This is a genomic window from Streptomyces sp., from assembly GCF_036566765.1.
Lineage (GTDB): Bacteria > Actinomycetota > Actinomycetes > Streptomycetales > Streptomycetaceae > Streptomyces.
Genome location: NZ_DATCVQ010000554.1, coordinates 1 through 15,700 on the forward strand (window position 1 = coordinate 1; position 15,700 = coordinate 15,700).

Here is a 15,700-nt window from a genome sequence, read left to right on the forward strand (position 1 = left end):
CCGAGCCCCGAACTCGACGCGCTCGCCGCCGCGTTCCCGCGCGGCGCGCACCAGCCCGTCGTCCTCGGCACCGCCGCCCGCGCCGCCGGGCTCGGGCCGGAGGACGCCGCGCACTGCGTCGCGTACGAGACGGTCAGCGGCCCCGCCACTGCCGCCGTGCGGCTGCTGAGCCTGGACCCCTTCCAGGCCACCGCCGTCCTCGCCCGGCTCGCCCCCGAGATGGACGAGGTGGCGGAGCGTGCGGCGGCGGCCGCCCGTGCGGGCATCGACGCCCTGCCCGCCGTGTCGGCGCCGCTGCTCGACATCACGGCGGAGCAGCACGCCACTTGGCCCGTCCGCCTCTTCGCGTCCTGAGCACGCAGTACCCACCAGCAGCCAGCACCCACCAGCCAGCACCCACCAGCCAGCACCCACCCCCGGAGCCGCCCCATGCATCTCGACCACGGCCACGACCACTACGGCGCCGTCTCTGCCGACGCCCACCGGCCCGACGGCAGCCGCCGGGCCCTGCGCATCGGGCTCGGCGGGCCCGTCGGGTCCGGGAAGACCGCGACCGTCGCGGCCCTGTGCCGGGCCCTGCGCGACCAGCTCTCCCTCGCTGTCGTCACCAACGACATCTACACCCGCGAGGACGCCGAGTTCCTGCTGCGCAACGCGGTCCTGCCGCCCGAGCGCATCCAGGCCGTGGAGACCGGGGCCTGCCCGCACACCGCGATCCGGGACGACATCTCCGCCAACCTGGAGGCGGTCGAGGACCTGGAGGACGCGGTCGGTCCGCTCGACCTGATCCTCGTCGAGTCCGGTGGCGACAACCTCACCGCCACCTTCTCCAAGGGTCTTGTCGACGCGCAGATCTTCGTCATCGACGTGGCCGGCGGCGACGACATCCCGCGCAAGGGCGGTCCCGGCGTCACCACCGCCGACCTGCTCGTCGTCAACAAGACCGACCTCGCCCCGTACGTCGGGTCCGACCTGGAGCGGATGGCCCGCGACGCGAAGGAGCAGCGCGGCGAGCTGCCCGTCGCCTTCACCTCGCTCACCGGCCCCGACGGCGTCGCCCCGGTGGCCGCCTGGGTGCGCGCCCGGCTCACCGACTGGACCGCATGAGCCTCCGGGCCACCGCGCGGGTCGTCGCCGCGGCCGACGGAACCCTGCCGGTCCTGCAGAGCGACGGCCCCTTCGCGCTGCGCCGCACCCGCAGCACCGACGCGTACACCCGGGTCACCGTCGTCGGCGCGATGAGCGCGCCGCTCGGCGGCGACGAACTCACCCTGGAGGCGCGGGCGGAGGACGGGGCGCGGCTCGCCGTGAACGCCGCCGCCGCGACGATGGCGCTGCCCGGTCGTACCCCGGCGCCCGCCCACTACCGCGTCCGGCTGGCCGTCGGCGCGGACGCGGTGCTGCGCTGGCTCCCCGAACCGCTGGTCTCCGCCCGTGGTTCGGACCTGCGGGCGCACACCACCGTCGAGCTCGCCGCCACCGCACGGCTGGTGCTGCGCGAGGAGCAGATCCTCGGTCGGCACGGCGAGGAGCCCGGCACCCTCGCCACCCGGCTCACCGTGCACCGCGCCGGCCGCCCCCTGTTCGACCAGGAGCTCCGGTACGGTCCGGGCGCGCCCGGCGGCTGGGACGGCCCGGCCGTCCTCGCGGGCCGCCGCGCGGTCGGTCAACTCCTTGTCGTCGACCCGGACCTCGCCGAGAAGCCGGTGGCGGCCGGGGTCCTCGCCGAGACCGCCGTCGTCACCCCGCTCGCCGGGCCCGCCGCTCTGGTCAGCGCCCTCGCCGAGGACGCGCTGAGCCTGCGCCGCGTGCTCGACGAGGCGCTGGCCGCACTCGCCCCGATCTGAGGCCTATGCACCAATTCGCCTATGACGGCGTCCGTTCAGCGGTGCGCTGTGATCCGGCTATCGGTTCGGCAAAAAAACACCTGTACGACTATTCCTCGCCCTGTCGAAGACGACAGGATCCCCCTCGACTCGACTTCACAGCAGGGGGAGAACCTACGTGAGACGTACAGCAGCACTCGGCTCGGCCGGAGTTCTGGTGGCCGGCGCCCTCGTCGCGAGCGCGATCGCCGCGCCCGCCGCCGGGGCCGACACCCGGGACCGTGCCTGGTCCGAGGCCCGTGGCGCCCAGGTCGCGGCGGAGCGCGCCGCGAAGCAGGGCATCGACTGGGCGGACTGTCCCGCCGACTGGGGCTTCGCCAAGCCGATCCAGTGCGGCTGGGTCAGCGTCCCGCTCGACTACGCGCGCCCGAACGGCAAGCAGATCAAGATCGCCGTCGACCGCATCGGCAGCACCGGCACCCCGGCCGAGCGCCAGGGCGCGCTGGTCTACAACCCGGGCGGCCCCGGCGGCTCCGGCATGCGCTTCCCCACCCGGGTCACCAACAAGAACCCGCTGTGGGCCAACACCGCCAAGGCGTACGACTTCGTGGGCTTCGACCCGCGCGGCGTCGGCCACTCCACACCGATCTCCTGCGTCGACCCGCAGGAGTTCGTCAAGGCCCCCAAGCTCGACCCGGTCCCCGACAGCGAGGCCGACAAGCGCGCCCAGCGCAAGCTCGCCGCCGAGTACGCGGACGGCTGCGCCGAGCGCAGCGGCTGGATGCTGCCGCACATGACCACCCCGAACACCGTTCGCGACCTGGACGTCATCCGGGCCGCGCTCGGCGAGAAGAAGCTCAACTTCCTGGGCGTCTCCTACGGCACCTACATCGGCGCCGTGTACGCGACCCTCTTCCCGGGCCACGTCCGCCGCATGATCGTCGACAGCGTGGTCAACCCCTCGCGCGAGAAGATCTGGTACCAGGCGAACCTCGACCAGGACGTCGCCTTCCAGACGCGCTGGAACGACTGGAAGGCCTGGGTCGCCGCCAACGACGCGACCTTCCACATCGGCGACACGCCCGAGAAGGTCGAGGCGAAGTGGCTGGAGCTGCGCGCCACGGCCAAGAAGGCCCCGCTCGGCGGCGTCGTCGGCCCGGCCGAGCTCGTCGGCTTCTTCCAGAGCGCGCCGTACTACGACTCCTCCTGGGCGCCGACCGCCAAGGTGTGGAGCCAGTACGTCGCCGGCGACACCCAGGCTCTCGTCGACGCGATCGCCCCGGACATGTCGGACACCGCCGGCAACATCCGCAGCGAGAACAGCAACGCCGTGTACACGGCCGTCGAGTGCGCCGACGCCAAGTGGCCCACCAACTGGCAGCGCTGGGACCGGGACAACACCCGGCTGCACCGGGACCACCCGTTCATGACCTGGGCCAACGCCTGGATGAACCTGCCCTGCGCCACCTGGTCCTCCAAGCAGCGGACCCCGGTCCAGGTGAAGTCCGGCAAGGACCTCGCGCCGGTGCTCATCGTCCAGTCCGAGCGCGACGCCGCCACGCCGTACGAGGGCGCCGTCGAGCTGCACAAGCGACTGAACAACTCGCGTCTCATCACCGAGAAGAACGCCGGCTCGCACGGCGTCACCGGCCTGGTCAACCCGTGCGTCAACGAGCGGGTGGACTCCTACCTGCTCACCGGCAAGGTCGACGCCGCTGACGTGACCTGCGCGCCGCACGCCACGCCGAAGCCGTAGCAATCCTCCGGTAGACAGCGTCTGACGAAGGGGCGGCCGCCACGCGGCCGCCCCTTCCGTCGCTCCCTATGAACGCACCCTCAGCCGCGCCCCGCCAGCCACGCGTCCTCGGCCGCGTAGTCGAAGAGGTCGATCCCGTACTTCACCAGACCGGGGAACGCCTCCCGCCAGTCCCGGACCGTCAGCTCCGCGGTGAGCCACGCGACCGTCGCCGGCAGCGAGTCGGCGTACGACACCACCGGCCGGTACCCCAACTCCCGCTCCGCCGCCGCCATGTCGTAGACGACCGGGTGATCGCCGCTCCACGGCGTGAGCCCCACCGTGCCCTCCGCCGCCCCCGGGATCAGCACCGTCTCGCTCTCCACCCCCATCGCCGCGTCGATCGCCGCGCCGATCTCGGCGACCGTCGGGGCCTCGGGATCGCCGGCGTTGAGCACCCGAGTGCCGGGCGAGGCCGCCGCAAGCCGGATCAGCTCCGCGAGGTTGTCCACGTGCACCGGGTGGAAGCGAGAGGCCCCGCCGAGCGCGAGCACGCGCACCGGACGCTTGTCGAGCGCCCGCTTGACGAACCACGCCTCGCGCGGCCCGGGGGAGTGCGGACCGTGGATCGCGCCCGCCCGCAGCACCGTCGTCGGCAGCCGCTCGCCCGCCGCGAGCAACTCCCGCTCCAGCGCCACCTTGCGGGTGCCGTACGTGCCCGGGCCCGGCTCGACCGTCGCCTGCGACTCCGGGATCGGCACCGGGTACTGCGGGAACCCGTCCGGCTCGTCCTGGGTGTCGAAGCTGCGGCCGCGGTCGTCCTCGTACACCGCGCCGCTGGAGATCACCACCGCCGAGCCGATCCGGTCCGCGAGGCCGGTCGACTGCCGCCCGTGCCCGGCGTCGTACGCCACGATGTCGACCAGGACGTCGACCCCGTCGCCGAGCGCCGCGGCGAGCGCGCCCGCCTCGCCCCGGTCGACCGACACCGACCGGACCTCCTCGGGCCAGTCCGCGCCCCGGCCGCCGCGGCGCGAACCGGCCGTCACCTCCCAGCCGTCCGCGACGAGCGCGCGCACCGCCGCCCGCCCCACCTGTCCTGTCGCTCCCAGCACGAACGCGTGTCCCTTTGCCATGGGCGTGACGCTACGGCGCGCGGACGCCCGGAGCCCAGGGACTTAGCCCTCGGCAGAGCCGCGTGCCTTCACCTTGGCCGCGTAGTCGTCGACGTACTCCTGGCCGGACAGTTCGAGGATCTTGTACATGATCTCGTCGGTGACCGCGCGGACCACGGCCTTCTCGTTCTCCATGCCGGCGAACCGGGAGAAGTCCAGCGGCTCCCCGAAGCGGATGGTGACCCGCATGATCCGCGGCAGCACCTTCCCGGGCGGCTGGATCTCGAAGGTCCCCACCATCGCGCACGGGATCACCGGAACCCCGGCCGTCAGCGCCATCACCGCGACGCCCACCTTGCCCTTGTACAGCCGCCCGTCGTGCGAGCGCGTGCCCTCCGGGTAGATCCCGAGCAGTTCGCCCTTGGCCAGCACCCCGAGCCCCTCGCGGATCGCCGCCTTCCCGGCCTCCTTGCCGGAGCGGTCCACCGGGATCTGCCCGGCGCTGCGGAAGAACGCGGCCGTCAGGCGGCCCTTGATCCCCGGACCGGTGAAGTACTCCTGTTTGGCCAGGAACGTGATCCGCCGCTTCAGCACCACGGGCATGAGGAAGTGGTCCGAGAACGACAGATGGTTCCCGGCGACGATCGCCGCGCCGTCTTCCGGAATGTGCTCCAGGCCCTCGATCCGCGGCCGGAACAACAGCCGCAGAAACGGTCCGATCAGGACGTACTTCAGCAGGCGGTAGAACACCGGCGACCCCCGTTTCTCGGTTCCGGACCCCGTCGTCCGGAAACTACGACTGAGAGTGTCCAACCAAGCGCGCCCGTGGTCCACTGGAGGAGGAGCAGAACCATGGCAGGCGCGCGCGGACCCAGGCGTCCCGGCGCGATCCGTATCGCGGTCCTCTGCGCGGTGACGGTCGCCGGGTTGTACGCGTGCTCCTCGCCGGGCGAGAAGGAGACGCCGGCCCCGAGCCGCACCCCGCCGCCGAGCGTGCCCGCGAGCCCGATCGTCCGCTCACCGTTCACCGGCCTGCCGGCCGCGCCGGCGCGCGTCCTCGCGGTCAAGATCGACAACGTGCAGGCGGCCCGCCCGGCCACCGGTCTCGGCACCGCGGACCTCGTCTACGTCGAACAGGTCGAGGGCGGCGTGACCCGGCTGCTCGCCGTCTACTCCGCCCACCTGCCCGACCGGGTCGGCCCGGTCCGCAGCGCCCGCGAGTCCGACATCGCGCTGCTGCGCCCCTTCGGCCGCCCGGTGCTCGCCTACTCCGGCGCCCAGTCCGCCCTGAACCCGCTGCTGCGGGCCGCGTCGCTGTACCCGGTGACCGAGAGCAGCGCCCCGGCGGCGTTCGTGCGCGACGGCGGCCGGCCGGCCCCGCACAACCTCTACCTGCGGCCCGAGCGGGCCTTCGCCGCGGCCCCGGAGGCCACCCGCGCCCGGGACATCGGCTTCCGCTTCGGCTCCGCCCCGAAGGACGGCACCCCCGTCAACGCGACCACCGTGAGCTTCCCGGCCGCCCGCTACGCCTTCACCTGGTCCGCCCCGGACAATGCCTGGCGGGTGGCCATGGACGGCCGGGCGGCCCGCAGCACCGACACCGGCCCGCTGACCCCGGAGACGGTCGTGATCCAGTACGTGAACGTCCGCTCCTCCGGCTTCCGCGACCGCTTCGGCTCGGTCTCCCCGTACACCGAGACCGTCGGCAGCGGCCGCGCGGTCGTGCTGCGCGACGGCCGGAGCCACGAGGCCCGCTGGAACCGCCCCACGGCGGACTCCGGCACGGCTTTCACCACCCCCGCGGGGACCCCGCTGAACTTCGCCCGAGGCCAGGTCTGGGTAGTGCTCGCCCCGCGCTAGACGCCGCGCTGGACACGCCGCGCTGGACACCCCCCCCGCTGAGGCGCCCCCCGCTAGGGCGTCGGCCGGCCCCGCCCGGGCCGGGGCACCGACGGCGGGACGCTGTCCGCCGCCGCCATGCCGAGCGTGACCAGGCCGAGCACGACCCAGCCGAACCACAGCAGCCCGTTGCTGCCGAGCGCCACCGTGTAGGCGGTCGTCATCACCAGGGCGACGACGGTGATCACACCCATCGACTTCGTGGGACCGGACATGGCAGTCCTCCTCCGACCGGCGGTCGTCCCGGCCATCGTCCCTCCGCAAGCGGCGAGTGCGCCACTACTGGGCGCGGATCACCTTCCGCGCGTCTGGAGGGAGGCGAGGTACGCGTTGTACGCCTCCAGCTCCTTGTCGCCGTCCCGGTCCGCGGCCCGGTCCTTGCGGACGGCCTGGCGCTGCTCGGAGTGGTACCACTGGAAGACCAGCGCGATCAGCACCAGGACCGAGGGGATCTCGCTGAACGCCCAGGCGATGCCGCCCGCCGCGTTCTGGTCGGCCAGCGCGTCGATGCCAAGGGAGGCCGGCGGGTTCGCGTACGCCTTGACCATCGGCTCGGTCGCCATCATCAGCGCGATGCCGAAGAACGCGTGGAACGGCATGCCCGCGAACAGCTCCAGCATCCGCATCACATAGCCCGGCCGGTGCGGCCCCGGGTCCACGCCCATGATCGGCCAGAAGAAGACCAGGCCCACCATCAGGAAGTGCACCATCATCGCGATGTGCCCGGTCGTCGACCCCATCAGGAAGTCGAAGAGCGGCGAGAAGTACAGCGCGTACAGGCTCGCGATGAACATCGGGATCGTGAAGGCCGGATGCGTGATCACCCGCATGTACCGGCTGTGCAGCAGCTTGAGCAGCAGCTCACGCGGCCCGGTCGAGCCCCGGCCCGCCACCGGCAGGGCGCGCAGCGCCAGCGTCACCGGGGCGCCGAGCAGCAGCAGGATCGGCGACAGCATGCTGATCACCATGTGCTGCACCATGTGCACGCTGAACATGACCATGCCGTAGTCGTTCAGCTTGGTGCACATCACCAGCGCGATGGTCAGCACGCCGATCACGAAGGAGACCGTGCGGCCGGCCGACCAGGAGTCCCCGCGCCTGCGCAGCCGCGCCACGCCCCAGCCGTACAGGCCGAGCCCGGCCAGACAGCCGATCAGGAAGAACAGGTCGGGAGAGAACTCCAGGGCCCGTCCCAGCGTGAACGGCGGCAGATCCATGGTCATGCCGTGCCCGCTGTGATCCATCTGTGTACTCCTGGAGCCCGATTCGCGCTTGTTGTCCGCACCAGACTAGAACCGCCCCCGGTCGCCGCAGCGACCGGGGGCGGTTCGACGCGTCGTCGACGGGCTCAGAGCACGCACTCGGCCTCGGCGTAGCGGTCCGAGGGGACCGTCTTCAGCGCTTCGGTGGCCTGGTTCAGCGGGACCATGGTGATGTCCGTGCCGCGCAGCGCGGTCATCATGCCGAACTCGCCGCGGTGCGCGGCCTCCACCGCGTGCCAGCCGAAGCGGGTGGCCAGGACGCGGTCGTACGCGGTGGGGGTACCGCCGCGCTGGACGTGGCCGAGGATCACCGGACGGGCCTCCTTGCCGAGGCGCGCCTCCAGTTCGACGGCGAGCCGGTTGCCGATGCCGACGAAGCGCTCGTGGCCGTACATGTCCTTGCCGCCCTCCTCCAGCTCCATCGAGCCGGCCCGCGGCTTGGCGCCCTCGGCGACCACGACGATCGCGAACCGCTTGCCCGCGTTGAACCGCTCGCCGACGATCGCCGTGAGCTCGTCGATGTCGAAGGGGCGCTCCGGCACGATGATCGCGTGCGCGCCGGCGGCCATGCCCGAGTGCAGGGCGATCCAGCCGGTGTGGCGGCCCATCACCTCGACCACCATGACCCGCTGGTGGGACTCGGCGGTGGTCTTCAGCCGGTCCAGGGCCTCGGTGGCCACGCCGACCGCGGTGTCGAAGCCGAAGGTGACGTCGGTGGACGCGATGTCGTTGTCGATCGTCTTCGGGACGCCGACGATCGGCAGGCCCGCGTTGGAGAGCAGGGTCGCCGCCTTGAGGGTGCCTTCGCCGCCGATCGGGATGATCGCGTCGAGGCCGAGCTCGGCGATGTGGCCCTTGGCGCGCTCGACGCCGTCGACCAGGTGCGCGGGCTGGACCCGCGAGGAGCCGAGGATGGTGCCGCCGCGGGCCAGGATGCCGGCCACCGCGTCGAGGTCGAGCTTGCGGTAGTCCGCCTCCAGGAGCCCCTTCCACCCGTCGTGGAAGCCGATGACCTCGTCACCGTGGTCGACGACGGCGCGGTGCACGACGGAGCGGATGACGGCGTTCAGACCGGGGCAGTCGCCGCCGGAGGTGAGCACACCAATGCGCATAGCCCGAAATACCTTTGCAACGTGGGCCGACTCCGGACCACGTCGTCCGGTTGGATCCCCGCCACCCTATCGGTGAGAGGTGGCGGGGCCGAACCGGATGTCCGCAGTTTGGACACCGTATTTACATACGAATCCAATGGGCGTATGCGCGCTCAGACGTGCACTCCGCCGGACGGTCGGGGGACCGTCAGGCAGGCTGCGACGCGGCGGCGATGCGCTCGTTGCGCAGCGCCTCGTACCAGCGGTCGTCCGTCGGCGGCAGCGCGTTCACATCGAGGGCCAGCTTCAGGAGCAGGTCCGCGATCTGCGGGTTGCGCGCCATGACGGGGCCGTGCATGTACGTGCCGAACACGGTGTCGTTGTACGCGCCCTCGGTGCCGTCCCCGGTGCCGTTGCCTTTGCCGAAGACGGTGCGGGCGAACGGGCGGGCGGTCGGGCCGAGGTGGGTGATGCCTTGGTGGTTCTCGAAGCCGGTGAGCTGGGGCAGGCCCAGCTGCGGGTCGATGTCCGCGAGCACGTCGCCGACGCACCGCTCGCCCTCGCCGCGGGTCGAGATCACGTCGAGCAGACCCAGGCCGGGCTCGCGCTCGCCCAGGTCGTTGATGAACTCGTGGCCCAGGATCTGGTAGCCGGCGCAGACGGAGAAGATGATCGCGCCGTTGGCCGCGGCCCGGGACAGGCCGCCGTCGCGGCGCAGCCGCTCGGCGGCGAGCCGCTGCGGCCGGTCCTCGCCGCCGCCGACCAGATAGATGTCGCCTGAGGTCGGGATCGGCTGGTCGCTGCGCACGTCGACGCGCTCGACGCTGAGACCGCGCTGGAGCGCGCGGCGCTCGACGACCAGCACGTTGCCCTGGTCGCCGTAGGTGCTGAGCAGGTCCGGGTAGACCCAGACCAGACGCAGGCTGCTGTCAGTCATGCTTGCCAAGTCCTCTCGGAGGTCGGGTCGGGGTCAGTTGCCGACGCGGCGGCGGACGTCCTGGAAGGCCGTGTAGTTGGCGATCAGCTCGATCTGACCGGGCGGCGCCAGCGTGACGGCCTCGTCGATCGACTCGCACACGCGGAAGTCCACGCCCGCGACCTCCAGGCGGACCGCGAGGTCGAGCTTGCGGTCGCCGATCACCATGATCGGGTGGCCGGCCAGCCGCCCGTAGTCGACGTCCCACAGCCACGAGGTGTCCGTGCCGTCGGCGCCGCGCGCGTTGACGGAGAGGATCACCGGGGCCGGCGGGCCGTCGATGAGAGAAAACGTTTCGAGCCAGCCCGCCGGGTTCTTCGCGAGCAGCAGCCGCAGCTCACGGCCCTGGAAGTTCACGACGTCGTACCGGCCGGCCACCGCCTGCACCTGGTACATGCGCTCCAGGGCGACCTGCGGCGGCACCCCGAACACCGCGGCGACCGCGGCGGAGGTGGCGGCGTTCGCCTTGTTGGCGCGGCCGGGCAGCTGGAGGTGGATCGGCCAGGCCGAGCCGTGCGGGTCGAGCACGTGGTCGCCGCTGAGCGCCCAGCTCGGCGCGGGGCGGCGGAAGCCGCACTCGCCGCAGAACCAGTCGTCGCCGGGGCGCTGCATCACACCGCCGCAGGAGGGGCACGACCAGGCGTCGTCCTTCCACTCCTGGCCGGCCGCGACCCAGACCACGTTCGGGGACGAGGAGGCGGCCCAGACGATCAGCGGGTCGTCCGCGTTGGCGATGACCACGGCCTTCGTGCCGTTGAGGCCCTCACGCCATTTCTCGGCGAGCATCCGGGTCTCGGCGGCGCGGTCGAGCTGGTCGCGGGAGAGGTTGAGCAGCGCGATCGCCTTGGGCGTGGTGTCCCGGGCGACGCCCGCCAGGTACTTCTCGTCGACCTCGATCACGCCGTACTTGGCGTCCGAGCCGCCGGCCAGCGCCGAGGTGATGCCCGCGGGCATGTTGGCGCCCAGCGCGTTGGACACCACCGGGCCGCTGGCCCGCAGCGCCTCGGCGATCAGCCGGGTCGTGGTGGTCTTGCCGTTGGTCGCCGACACCAGGATCACGTCCAGATGCTGCGCGAGCCGTCCCAGCAGATCGGGATCCAGCTTCAGCGCCACCCGGCCGCCGATCACCGAACCGCTGCCGCGGCCCGCCGCCCGCGACACCGCGGCGGCTGCCTTGCCCGCCGTCACGGCCAGCTTGGCACGCGGCGACAGCGGCTCTGGATTACCGGGGTGTCCTGACATCGTCCTTGTTCCTCCTTGCGTCGGTCCGGGCTCAGCCTATCGAGATCCGGCCAGGGCCCCGAACCGCGGCACCACGAGAACGGGGAGGTCAGGACGGAACGTACCCTTACCGCCATGCGAAACCGCCCGATCCCCGGCAGTTCCGGCCTCGTCCGCGCCATGACGTTGCTCGGCGACCCCGTGCTGCACACACCCTGTGCGCCCGTCACCGACTTCGGCCCGGACCTCGCCAAGCTCGTCGAGGACATGTTCGCCACCATGTACGCCGCCCAGGGCGTCGGCCTCGCGGCGAACCAGGTGGGCGTCGGCCTGCGGGTCTTCGTCTACGACTGCCCGGACGACGAGGACGTGCGTCACCTGGGCCACGTGGTGAACCCGCGGCTGGTGGAGGCGGACGGCATCGAGATCCGCGAGGCCGAGGGGTGCCTGTCCCTGCCCGGCCTGGAGGCGCCGACGCCGCGCTACGACCGCGCGGTGGTCGAGGGCGTCCGGATCGACGGCACGCCGGTACGGGTCGAGGGCACGGGCTTCTTCGCGCGCTGCCTCCAGCACGAGTGCGATCACCTTGAGGGCGGGGTGTACGCCGACCACGTCACCGGCTGGCGCCGCTCCCGGCTGCTCCGCTCGATCCGCAGGCAGCGGTGGGGCGGGGGAGTGACCGCGCTGGAGGGCTGAGGAGCGCTCGCAGGCCCGGTCCTCGGCTCAGAATCCCGGCGCGCCCTCGCGGTCGGCCGCCGCGGCCAGTCGGCCCCACAGCAGGTCCGCCAGGCAGCTCACCAACTCGGCCCGGGAGCACGGCCGTTCGCCGAGCCACCAGTCGCCGGCCGCGTGCATCATGCCGACGATGCCGTGGCCCCAGACCCGGGCGAGGGCGTCGCCGCCGGGGCCGAGTTCGAGGCGCTCGGCGATGACCTGGCCCAGCTCCTCGCCCATCCGCCGCAGCAGCGGCGCCGAGTGGAGGCCCACGTCGAAGCCCTGCTCCGTCTGCTGGGTCCCCTCGGCCGGGTGCATGAGGAACCGGTACACCTGTGGCATCGCCTCGATCGAGGCGAGGTACGTGTCGAGGGTCGCCTCCACGCGCCGGCGCCGGTCGGCGGGCGCGTCGAGCGCCGCACGCAGTGCGGAGAGCAGGCCGTCCGTGTGCCGGGTGGCCAGGGCGCGGTAGAGGCCGCCCTTGTCGCCGAAGTGCCGGTACAGGATCGGCTTGGTGATCCCGGCCTCGGCCGCGATCGCGTTCATCGAGGCCTTCGGGCCGTCCCGGAGCACCACACGGTCTGCCGCCTCCAGCAGTTCGCGGCGGCGCTGATCGGCCGACTTCTGCTGGTCGGCCCGGTGTGCAGTGTCCATAGCGTCTCTCCCCGCCCGTGCGAATTCGGTAAGGCTTGCGCAACGTAACACCCGCACGGGCTCCGGCGCGGGTCGGGCCGTGGCGGGGGTCCGGGACCGGACGGCGGTTGACAGCGCCTACTCGCCGGTAACAGACTGTGGTTACCGCAAGTAACGTAGTGCTGGGAGGGAAAATGGCCGAGTTCACGCTCGATCTCAACGACGACCAGAAGCAGGTCCGTGACTGGCTGCACGGATTCGCCGCGGACGTGATGCGCCCCGCCGCCGCCGAGTGGGACGAGCGTGAGGAGACCCCCTGGCCGATCATCCAGGAAGCCGCCAAGATCGGCATCTACTCGCTGGACTTCTACGCGCAGCAGTTCTTCGACCCGACCGGCCTCGGCATCCCGATGGCGATGGAGGAGCTCTTCTGGGGCGACGCGGGCATCGCGCTCTCCATCGTCGGCACCGGCCTCGCCGCCGTCGGCGTCCTCGCGAACGGCACCGAGGAGCAGATCGGCACCTGGATCCCGCAGATGTACGGCGACGTCGACGACGTCAAGGTCGCCGCCTTCTGCTCCTCCGAGCCCGACGCCGGCTCCGACGTGGCCTCCATGCGCACCCGCGCCGTCTACGACGAGGCCAACGACGAGTGGGTGCTCAACGGCACCAAGACCTGGGCGACCAACGGCGGCATCGCCAACGTCCACGTCGTCGTCGCGATCGTCGACCCCGAGCTCGGCTCCAAGGGCCACGCGTCTTTCATCGTGCCGCCGAACACCCCGGGCCTGTCCCAGGGCCAGAAGTTCCAGAAGCACGGCATCCGCGCCTCGCACACCGCCGAGGTCGTCCTGGAGGACGTGCGCGTCCCCGGCCACTGCCTGCTCGGCGGCAAGGAGAAGCTCGACGAGCGCCTCGCCCGGGCCCGCGAGAAGGCGAAGGCGGGCGGCGGGGACCGCGTGAAGAACGCGGCCATGGCCACCTTCGAGGCCTCCCGCCCGGCCGTCGGCGCGATGGCCGTCGGCACGGCCCGCGCCGCGTACGAGGTCGCCCTCGACTACGCCAAGACCCGCGAGCAGTTCGGCCGCCCGATCATCGACAACCAGGGCGTCGCCTTCCAGCTTGCCGACATGCGCACCCAGATCGACGCCGCCCGGCTCCTGGTCTGGCGCGCCTCCTGGATGGCGACCACCGGCAAGCAGTTCACCTCGGCCGAGGGCTCGATGTCCAAGCTGTACGCCAGCGAGGTCGCCAAGAAGGTCACCGGCCAGGCCATCCAGATCCTCGGCGGCAACGGCTACACCCGCGAGTACCCGGTGGAGCGGATGCACCGCGACGCCGCCATCTACACCATCTTCGAGGGCACCAGCGAGATCCAGCGCCTGGTGATCGCCCGCACGCTCTCGGGGATGCCGATCCGCTAGGCCCTGATCCGCCGGACAGGTCCTAGGCGGTGGCGCCCCGCCCGCCCGCGTCCCCTGGTGGGGGTGCGGGCTGCCTGCCCACCGGGGGGACGGACGGTCCCGGCGGGATCAGCTCGGTGGTCACGAAAGCCACGACGGCGGCCAGGATCACCACGGGGATCATGTCGCTGCTGCCGAGCAGCAGGACGGCCAGCACCATGCTGCTGACGGGCAGCCGCAGGGCACTGGAGGCCGCGGCGGCCATGCCCGCGGCCAGCCCCGGCACGATCCCCAGGCCCGGCAGGGGCGCGAGCAGGACGCCGAACGCGCCTCCCAGGAACAGCGCCGGGAAGATGGGACCACCGCGCAGGCTTCCCAGGCAGAGCCCGTAGGCCGCGCCCTTGCACAGCAGTACGGCGATCAGCGCGCCGACCCCCCAGGCGTGCGGATCGGCCGCCAGCTGGGCCAGCGTGGCCTGACCGGACGAGGCGACGTCCACCGGTGAGCGGTCCGTGACGAGCGCGTACACCGCCGCGCACACGCCCGCGGCGAGCCCGAACAGGGTCGTGCGGGGGACCGGGCGCTTCGCCACGAGCACCGCCGTGCCCCGGCCCACGAACTGCACGAGATGGATGAAGGCGCCGATCACCGCGGCGATCAGCACCGACCAGATCACGTCCCCCGCGTCGAGGCGGGGGGACGGGACGCCGAGCTTCAGCGAGAGGCTGCCGGTGTCCAGACCGGTCCAGTCGCCGAACCCGGTGAACACCAGGGAGCCGACGCCGCTGGACAGCAGGGCCGGGAGCATCACCGCGAACAGTTGCGGCCCGCCGACGCCGGCGACCTCCATCAGCAGCAGGGCGCCGATCAGGGGGTTCCCGAAGATCGCCGAGATCGCCGCCGCCGCGCCGGCGGCGCCGAACACCGCCGTGCTCTGCGGGGTGACGGCTGCGCGGGCGAGATCCCGGAAGAGTAGCGCCAGACCTCCGCCGAGGGCGATCAGCGGAGCCTCCGGCCCCAGCACGGCGCCGAGGGGGAGACTGGCCGCGGCGGCGAGGACCACGCCCGGCAGGGCGGCGGCCCCGGGGCCGCCCGCGTGCAGCCCCGAGGCCGGAATGTGGCCGCCTGCGCCGGGCAGGTGGGTGACGAGGAGGCCGACGAGGACGCCCGAGACCAGCAGGAGGGGCAGCGGCCACCACCAGGGCGGGCCGTCCAGGTCCAGGGCCTCGGGCAGGTCGGACCACATCACGTGCTCGAGCTGGTGGAGCCCGGCGAGGAACCAGAACGCGATGAGCGAGACGGGGATGCCGATGAGCGCGCAGAAGACCAGCGCCTTGAGATAGCCGGGGGTGCGCAGCATGTCGCGCAGCCGGTCCACCTCGTCCGGTGGTGTCGTGCGGGCGGGTTCGGCCGGTCTGGGACTCGGCTGCGTCATGGGGTCGTCCCTTCCCGGTCCCCCGCTGTCGCGACCGCCGCGTGGGCGTGCCCGCGGCGTGCCTTTCAGGAATGGGTCAGGACCCGAGGATTCGGCGCTTCTGGGTCTCGAACTCCTCGTCGGTCAGTACACCCTGGGTCTTCAGGTCCCCCAGCTGCTTGAGCTGCTCGATCTTGGCGCTCATGTCGTCGCCGGCGGGCGCCTGGGCGGGTTCGGGGGCGGGCGCCTGTTGCTGGTACTGCTGCTGCTGTCCGTCGTCCTGCTGAGCCCATCGGCCCGCCTGTCGTCGTGACACTCGATTGGACACCGCGGTGGCGGTGCCGGCGACGACGGCGGTGCGGGCGACGCCGCGAAGAAGTCCGGGCATGGTCAGTCATCTCCCAGGGGGTG

The 15,700-nt window shown here is 72.3% G+C and carries 17 protein-coding genes; 7 read left to right on the forward strand and 10 right to left on the reverse strand.

The features are described 5' to 3' along the window. The 4 genes from VIU94_RS32015 to VIU94_RS32030 form a co-directional block, all read left to right on the forward strand. The coding region (locus tag VIU94_RS32015; RefSeq protein ID WP_331916797.1) for an urease accessory protein UreF at positions 1-354 on the forward strand (354 nt) is incomplete at its 5' end. Positions 355-429: 75 nt separating this feature from the next. Next, positions 430-1,107, forward strand: a complete 678-nt coding sequence (ureG, locus tag VIU94_RS32020; RefSeq protein ID WP_331916799.1) for an urease accessory protein UreG — start codon at positions 430-432, stop codon at positions 1,105-1,107. After that, positions 1,104-1,847 (forward strand): urease accessory protein UreD, encoded by a 744-nt coding sequence (locus VIU94_RS32025; RefSeq protein WP_331916801.1) that lies wholly within the window; start codon positions 1,104-1,106, stop codon positions 1,845-1,847. The genes ureG and VIU94_RS32025 overlap by 4 nt, the downstream gene beginning before the upstream one ends. Before the next feature lie 157 nt (positions 1,848-2,004). Further along, positions 2,005-3,582, forward strand: a complete 1,578-nt coding sequence (locus tag VIU94_RS32030) for an alpha/beta hydrolase (protein WP_331916803.1) — start codon at positions 2,005-2,007, stop codon at positions 3,580-3,582. 80 nt (positions 3,583-3,662) lie between these two features. On the opposite strand, the gene VIU94_RS32035 is transcribed toward VIU94_RS32030, so the two are convergent. Together VIU94_RS32035 and VIU94_RS32040 are read right to left on the reverse strand one after the other, a co-directional pair. Further along, the gene (locus tag VIU94_RS32035; protein ID WP_331916805.1) at positions 3,663-4,697 is read right to left on the reverse strand and encodes an NAD-dependent epimerase/dehydratase family protein; all 1,035 of its coding nucleotides are present in this window, start codon (positions 4,695-4,697) and stop codon (positions 3,663-3,665) included. 42 nt (positions 4,698-4,739) lie between these two features. Then, positions 4,740-5,426 carry a lysophospholipid acyltransferase family protein gene (locus tag VIU94_RS32040; protein ID WP_331916807.1) on the reverse strand — a complete coding sequence of 229 codons (687 nt, stop codon included), beginning with the start codon at positions 5,424-5,426 and terminating at the stop codon, positions 4,740-4,742. Between the two features lie 102 nt (positions 5,427-5,528). Here VIU94_RS32040 and VIU94_RS32045 point away from each other — a divergent pair, with 102 nt between their 5' ends. Continuing rightward, positions 5,529-6,536, forward strand: a complete 1,008-nt coding sequence (locus VIU94_RS32045; protein ID WP_331916809.1) for a DUF3048 domain-containing protein — start codon at positions 5,529-5,531, stop codon at positions 6,534-6,536. 53 nt (positions 6,537-6,589) lie between these two features. On the opposite strand, the gene VIU94_RS32050 is transcribed toward VIU94_RS32045, so the two are convergent. The 5 genes from VIU94_RS32050 to VIU94_RS32070 form a co-directional block, all read right to left on the reverse strand. Further along, the gene (locus VIU94_RS32050; protein WP_331916811.1) at positions 6,590-6,790 is read right to left on the reverse strand and encodes a hypothetical protein; all 201 of its coding nucleotides are present in this window, start codon (positions 6,788-6,790) and stop codon (positions 6,590-6,592) included. A gap of 78 nt (positions 6,791-6,868) precedes the next feature. Next, positions 6,869-7,819 (reverse strand): cytochrome c oxidase assembly protein, encoded by a 951-nt coding sequence (locus tag VIU94_RS32055; RefSeq protein WP_331916813.1) that lies wholly within the window; start codon positions 7,817-7,819, stop codon positions 6,869-6,871. Positions 7,820-7,923: 104 nt separating this feature from the next. Next, positions 7,924-8,949, reverse strand: coding sequence for a 6-phosphofructokinase (locus VIU94_RS32060; protein WP_331916815.1), 1,026 nt, complete (start codon positions 8,947-8,949; stop codon positions 7,924-7,926). Positions 8,950-9,136: 187 nt separating this feature from the next. Beyond that, positions 9,137-9,865 (reverse strand): type 1 glutamine amidotransferase, encoded by a 729-nt coding sequence (locus VIU94_RS32065; protein ID WP_331916817.1) that lies wholly within the window; start codon positions 9,863-9,865, stop codon positions 9,137-9,139. Positions 9,866-9,898: 33 nt separating this feature from the next. After that, the gene (locus tag VIU94_RS32070; RefSeq protein ID WP_331916819.1) at positions 9,899-11,146 is read right to left on the reverse strand and encodes a Mur ligase family protein; all 1,248 of its coding nucleotides are present in this window, start codon (positions 11,144-11,146) and stop codon (positions 9,899-9,901) included. 114 nt (positions 11,147-11,260) lie between these two features. Between VIU94_RS32070 and def the strand changes: the two genes are divergently transcribed. Further along, the gene (gene def / locus VIU94_RS32075) at positions 11,261-11,821 is read left to right on the forward strand and encodes a peptide deformylase (protein WP_331916821.1); all 561 of its coding nucleotides are present in this window, start codon (positions 11,261-11,263) and stop codon (positions 11,819-11,821) included. A 27-nt stretch (positions 11,822-11,848) separates the two neighbouring features. On the opposite strand, the gene VIU94_RS32080 is transcribed toward def, so the two are convergent. Next, positions 11,849-12,493 carry a TetR/AcrR family transcriptional regulator gene (locus VIU94_RS32080; protein ID WP_331916823.1) on the reverse strand — a complete coding sequence of 215 codons (645 nt, stop codon included), beginning with the start codon at positions 12,491-12,493 and terminating at the stop codon, positions 11,849-11,851. A gap of 173 nt (positions 12,494-12,666) precedes the next feature. Here VIU94_RS32080 and VIU94_RS32085 point away from each other — a divergent pair, with 173 nt between their 5' ends. Beyond that, positions 12,667-13,896, forward strand: a complete 1,230-nt coding sequence (locus VIU94_RS32085; RefSeq protein ID WP_331916825.1) for an acyl-CoA dehydrogenase family protein — start codon at positions 12,667-12,669, stop codon at positions 13,894-13,896. A gap of 22 nt (positions 13,897-13,918) precedes the next feature. Here VIU94_RS32085 and VIU94_RS32090 read toward each other — a convergent pair whose 3' ends face one another. Together VIU94_RS32090 and VIU94_RS32095 are read right to left on the reverse strand one after the other, a co-directional pair. Continuing rightward, positions 13,919-15,310 (reverse strand): chloride channel protein, encoded by a 1,392-nt coding sequence (locus tag VIU94_RS32090; protein ID WP_331916827.1) that lies wholly within the window; start codon positions 15,308-15,310, stop codon positions 13,919-13,921. Positions 15,311-15,386: 76 nt separating this feature from the next. Continuing rightward, positions 15,387-15,677: an SHOCT domain-containing protein gene (locus VIU94_RS32095; protein WP_331916829.1), complete on the reverse strand. Its 291-nt coding sequence runs from the start codon at positions 15,675-15,677 to the stop codon at positions 15,387-15,389. Positions 15,678-15,700 lie beyond the last annotated feature (23 nt).

Bases quoted from the DNA above. Each gene is read 5' to 3' on its own strand.
- ureG (WP_331916799.1), top strand. From the start codon at position 430: ATGCATCTCGACCACGGCCACGACCACTACGGCGCCGTCTCTGCCGAC.
- VIU94_RS32025 (WP_331916801.1), top strand. From the start codon at position 1,104: ATGAGCCTCCGGGCCACCGCGCGGGTCGTCGCCGCGGCCGACGGAACC.
- VIU94_RS32035 (WP_331916805.1), bottom strand. From the start codon at position 4,697: ATGGCAAAGGGACACGCGTTCGTGCTGGGAGCGACAGGACAGGTGGGG.
- VIU94_RS32045 (WP_331916809.1), top strand. From the start codon at position 5,529: ATGGCAGGCGCGCGCGGACCCAGGCGTCCCGGCGCGATCCGTATCGCG.
- VIU94_RS32050 (WP_331916811.1), bottom strand. From the start codon at position 6,790: ATGTCCGGTCCCACGAAGTCGATGGGTGTGATCACCGTCGTCGCCCTG.
- VIU94_RS32055 (WP_331916813.1), bottom strand. From the start codon at position 7,819: ATGGATCACAGCGGGCACGGCATGACCATGGATCTGCCGCCGTTCACG.
- VIU94_RS32060 (WP_331916815.1), bottom strand. From the start codon at position 8,949: ATGCGCATTGGTGTGCTCACCTCCGGCGGCGACTGCCCCGGTCTGAAC.
- VIU94_RS32065 (WP_331916817.1), bottom strand. From the start codon at position 9,865: ATGACTGACAGCAGCCTGCGTCTGGTCTGGGTCTACCCGGACCTGCTC.
- VIU94_RS32070 (WP_331916819.1), bottom strand. From the start codon at position 11,146: ATGTCAGGACACCCCGGTAATCCAGAGCCGCTGTCGCCGCGTGCCAAG.
- def (WP_331916821.1), top strand. From the start codon at position 11,261: ATGCGAAACCGCCCGATCCCCGGCAGTTCCGGCCTCGTCCGCGCCATG.
- VIU94_RS32080 (WP_331916823.1), bottom strand. From the start codon at position 12,493: ATGGACACTGCACACCGGGCCGACCAGCAGAAGTCGGCCGATCAGCGC.
- VIU94_RS32085 (WP_331916825.1), top strand. From the start codon at position 12,667: ATGGCCGAGTTCACGCTCGATCTCAACGACGACCAGAAGCAGGTCCGT.
- VIU94_RS32090 (WP_331916827.1), bottom strand. From the start codon at position 15,310: ATGACGCAGCCGAGTCCCAGACCGGCCGAACCCGCCCGCACGACACCA.
- VIU94_RS32095 (WP_331916829.1), bottom strand. From the start codon at position 15,677: ATGCCCGGACTTCTTCGCGGCGTCGCCCGCACCGCCGTCGTCGCCGGC.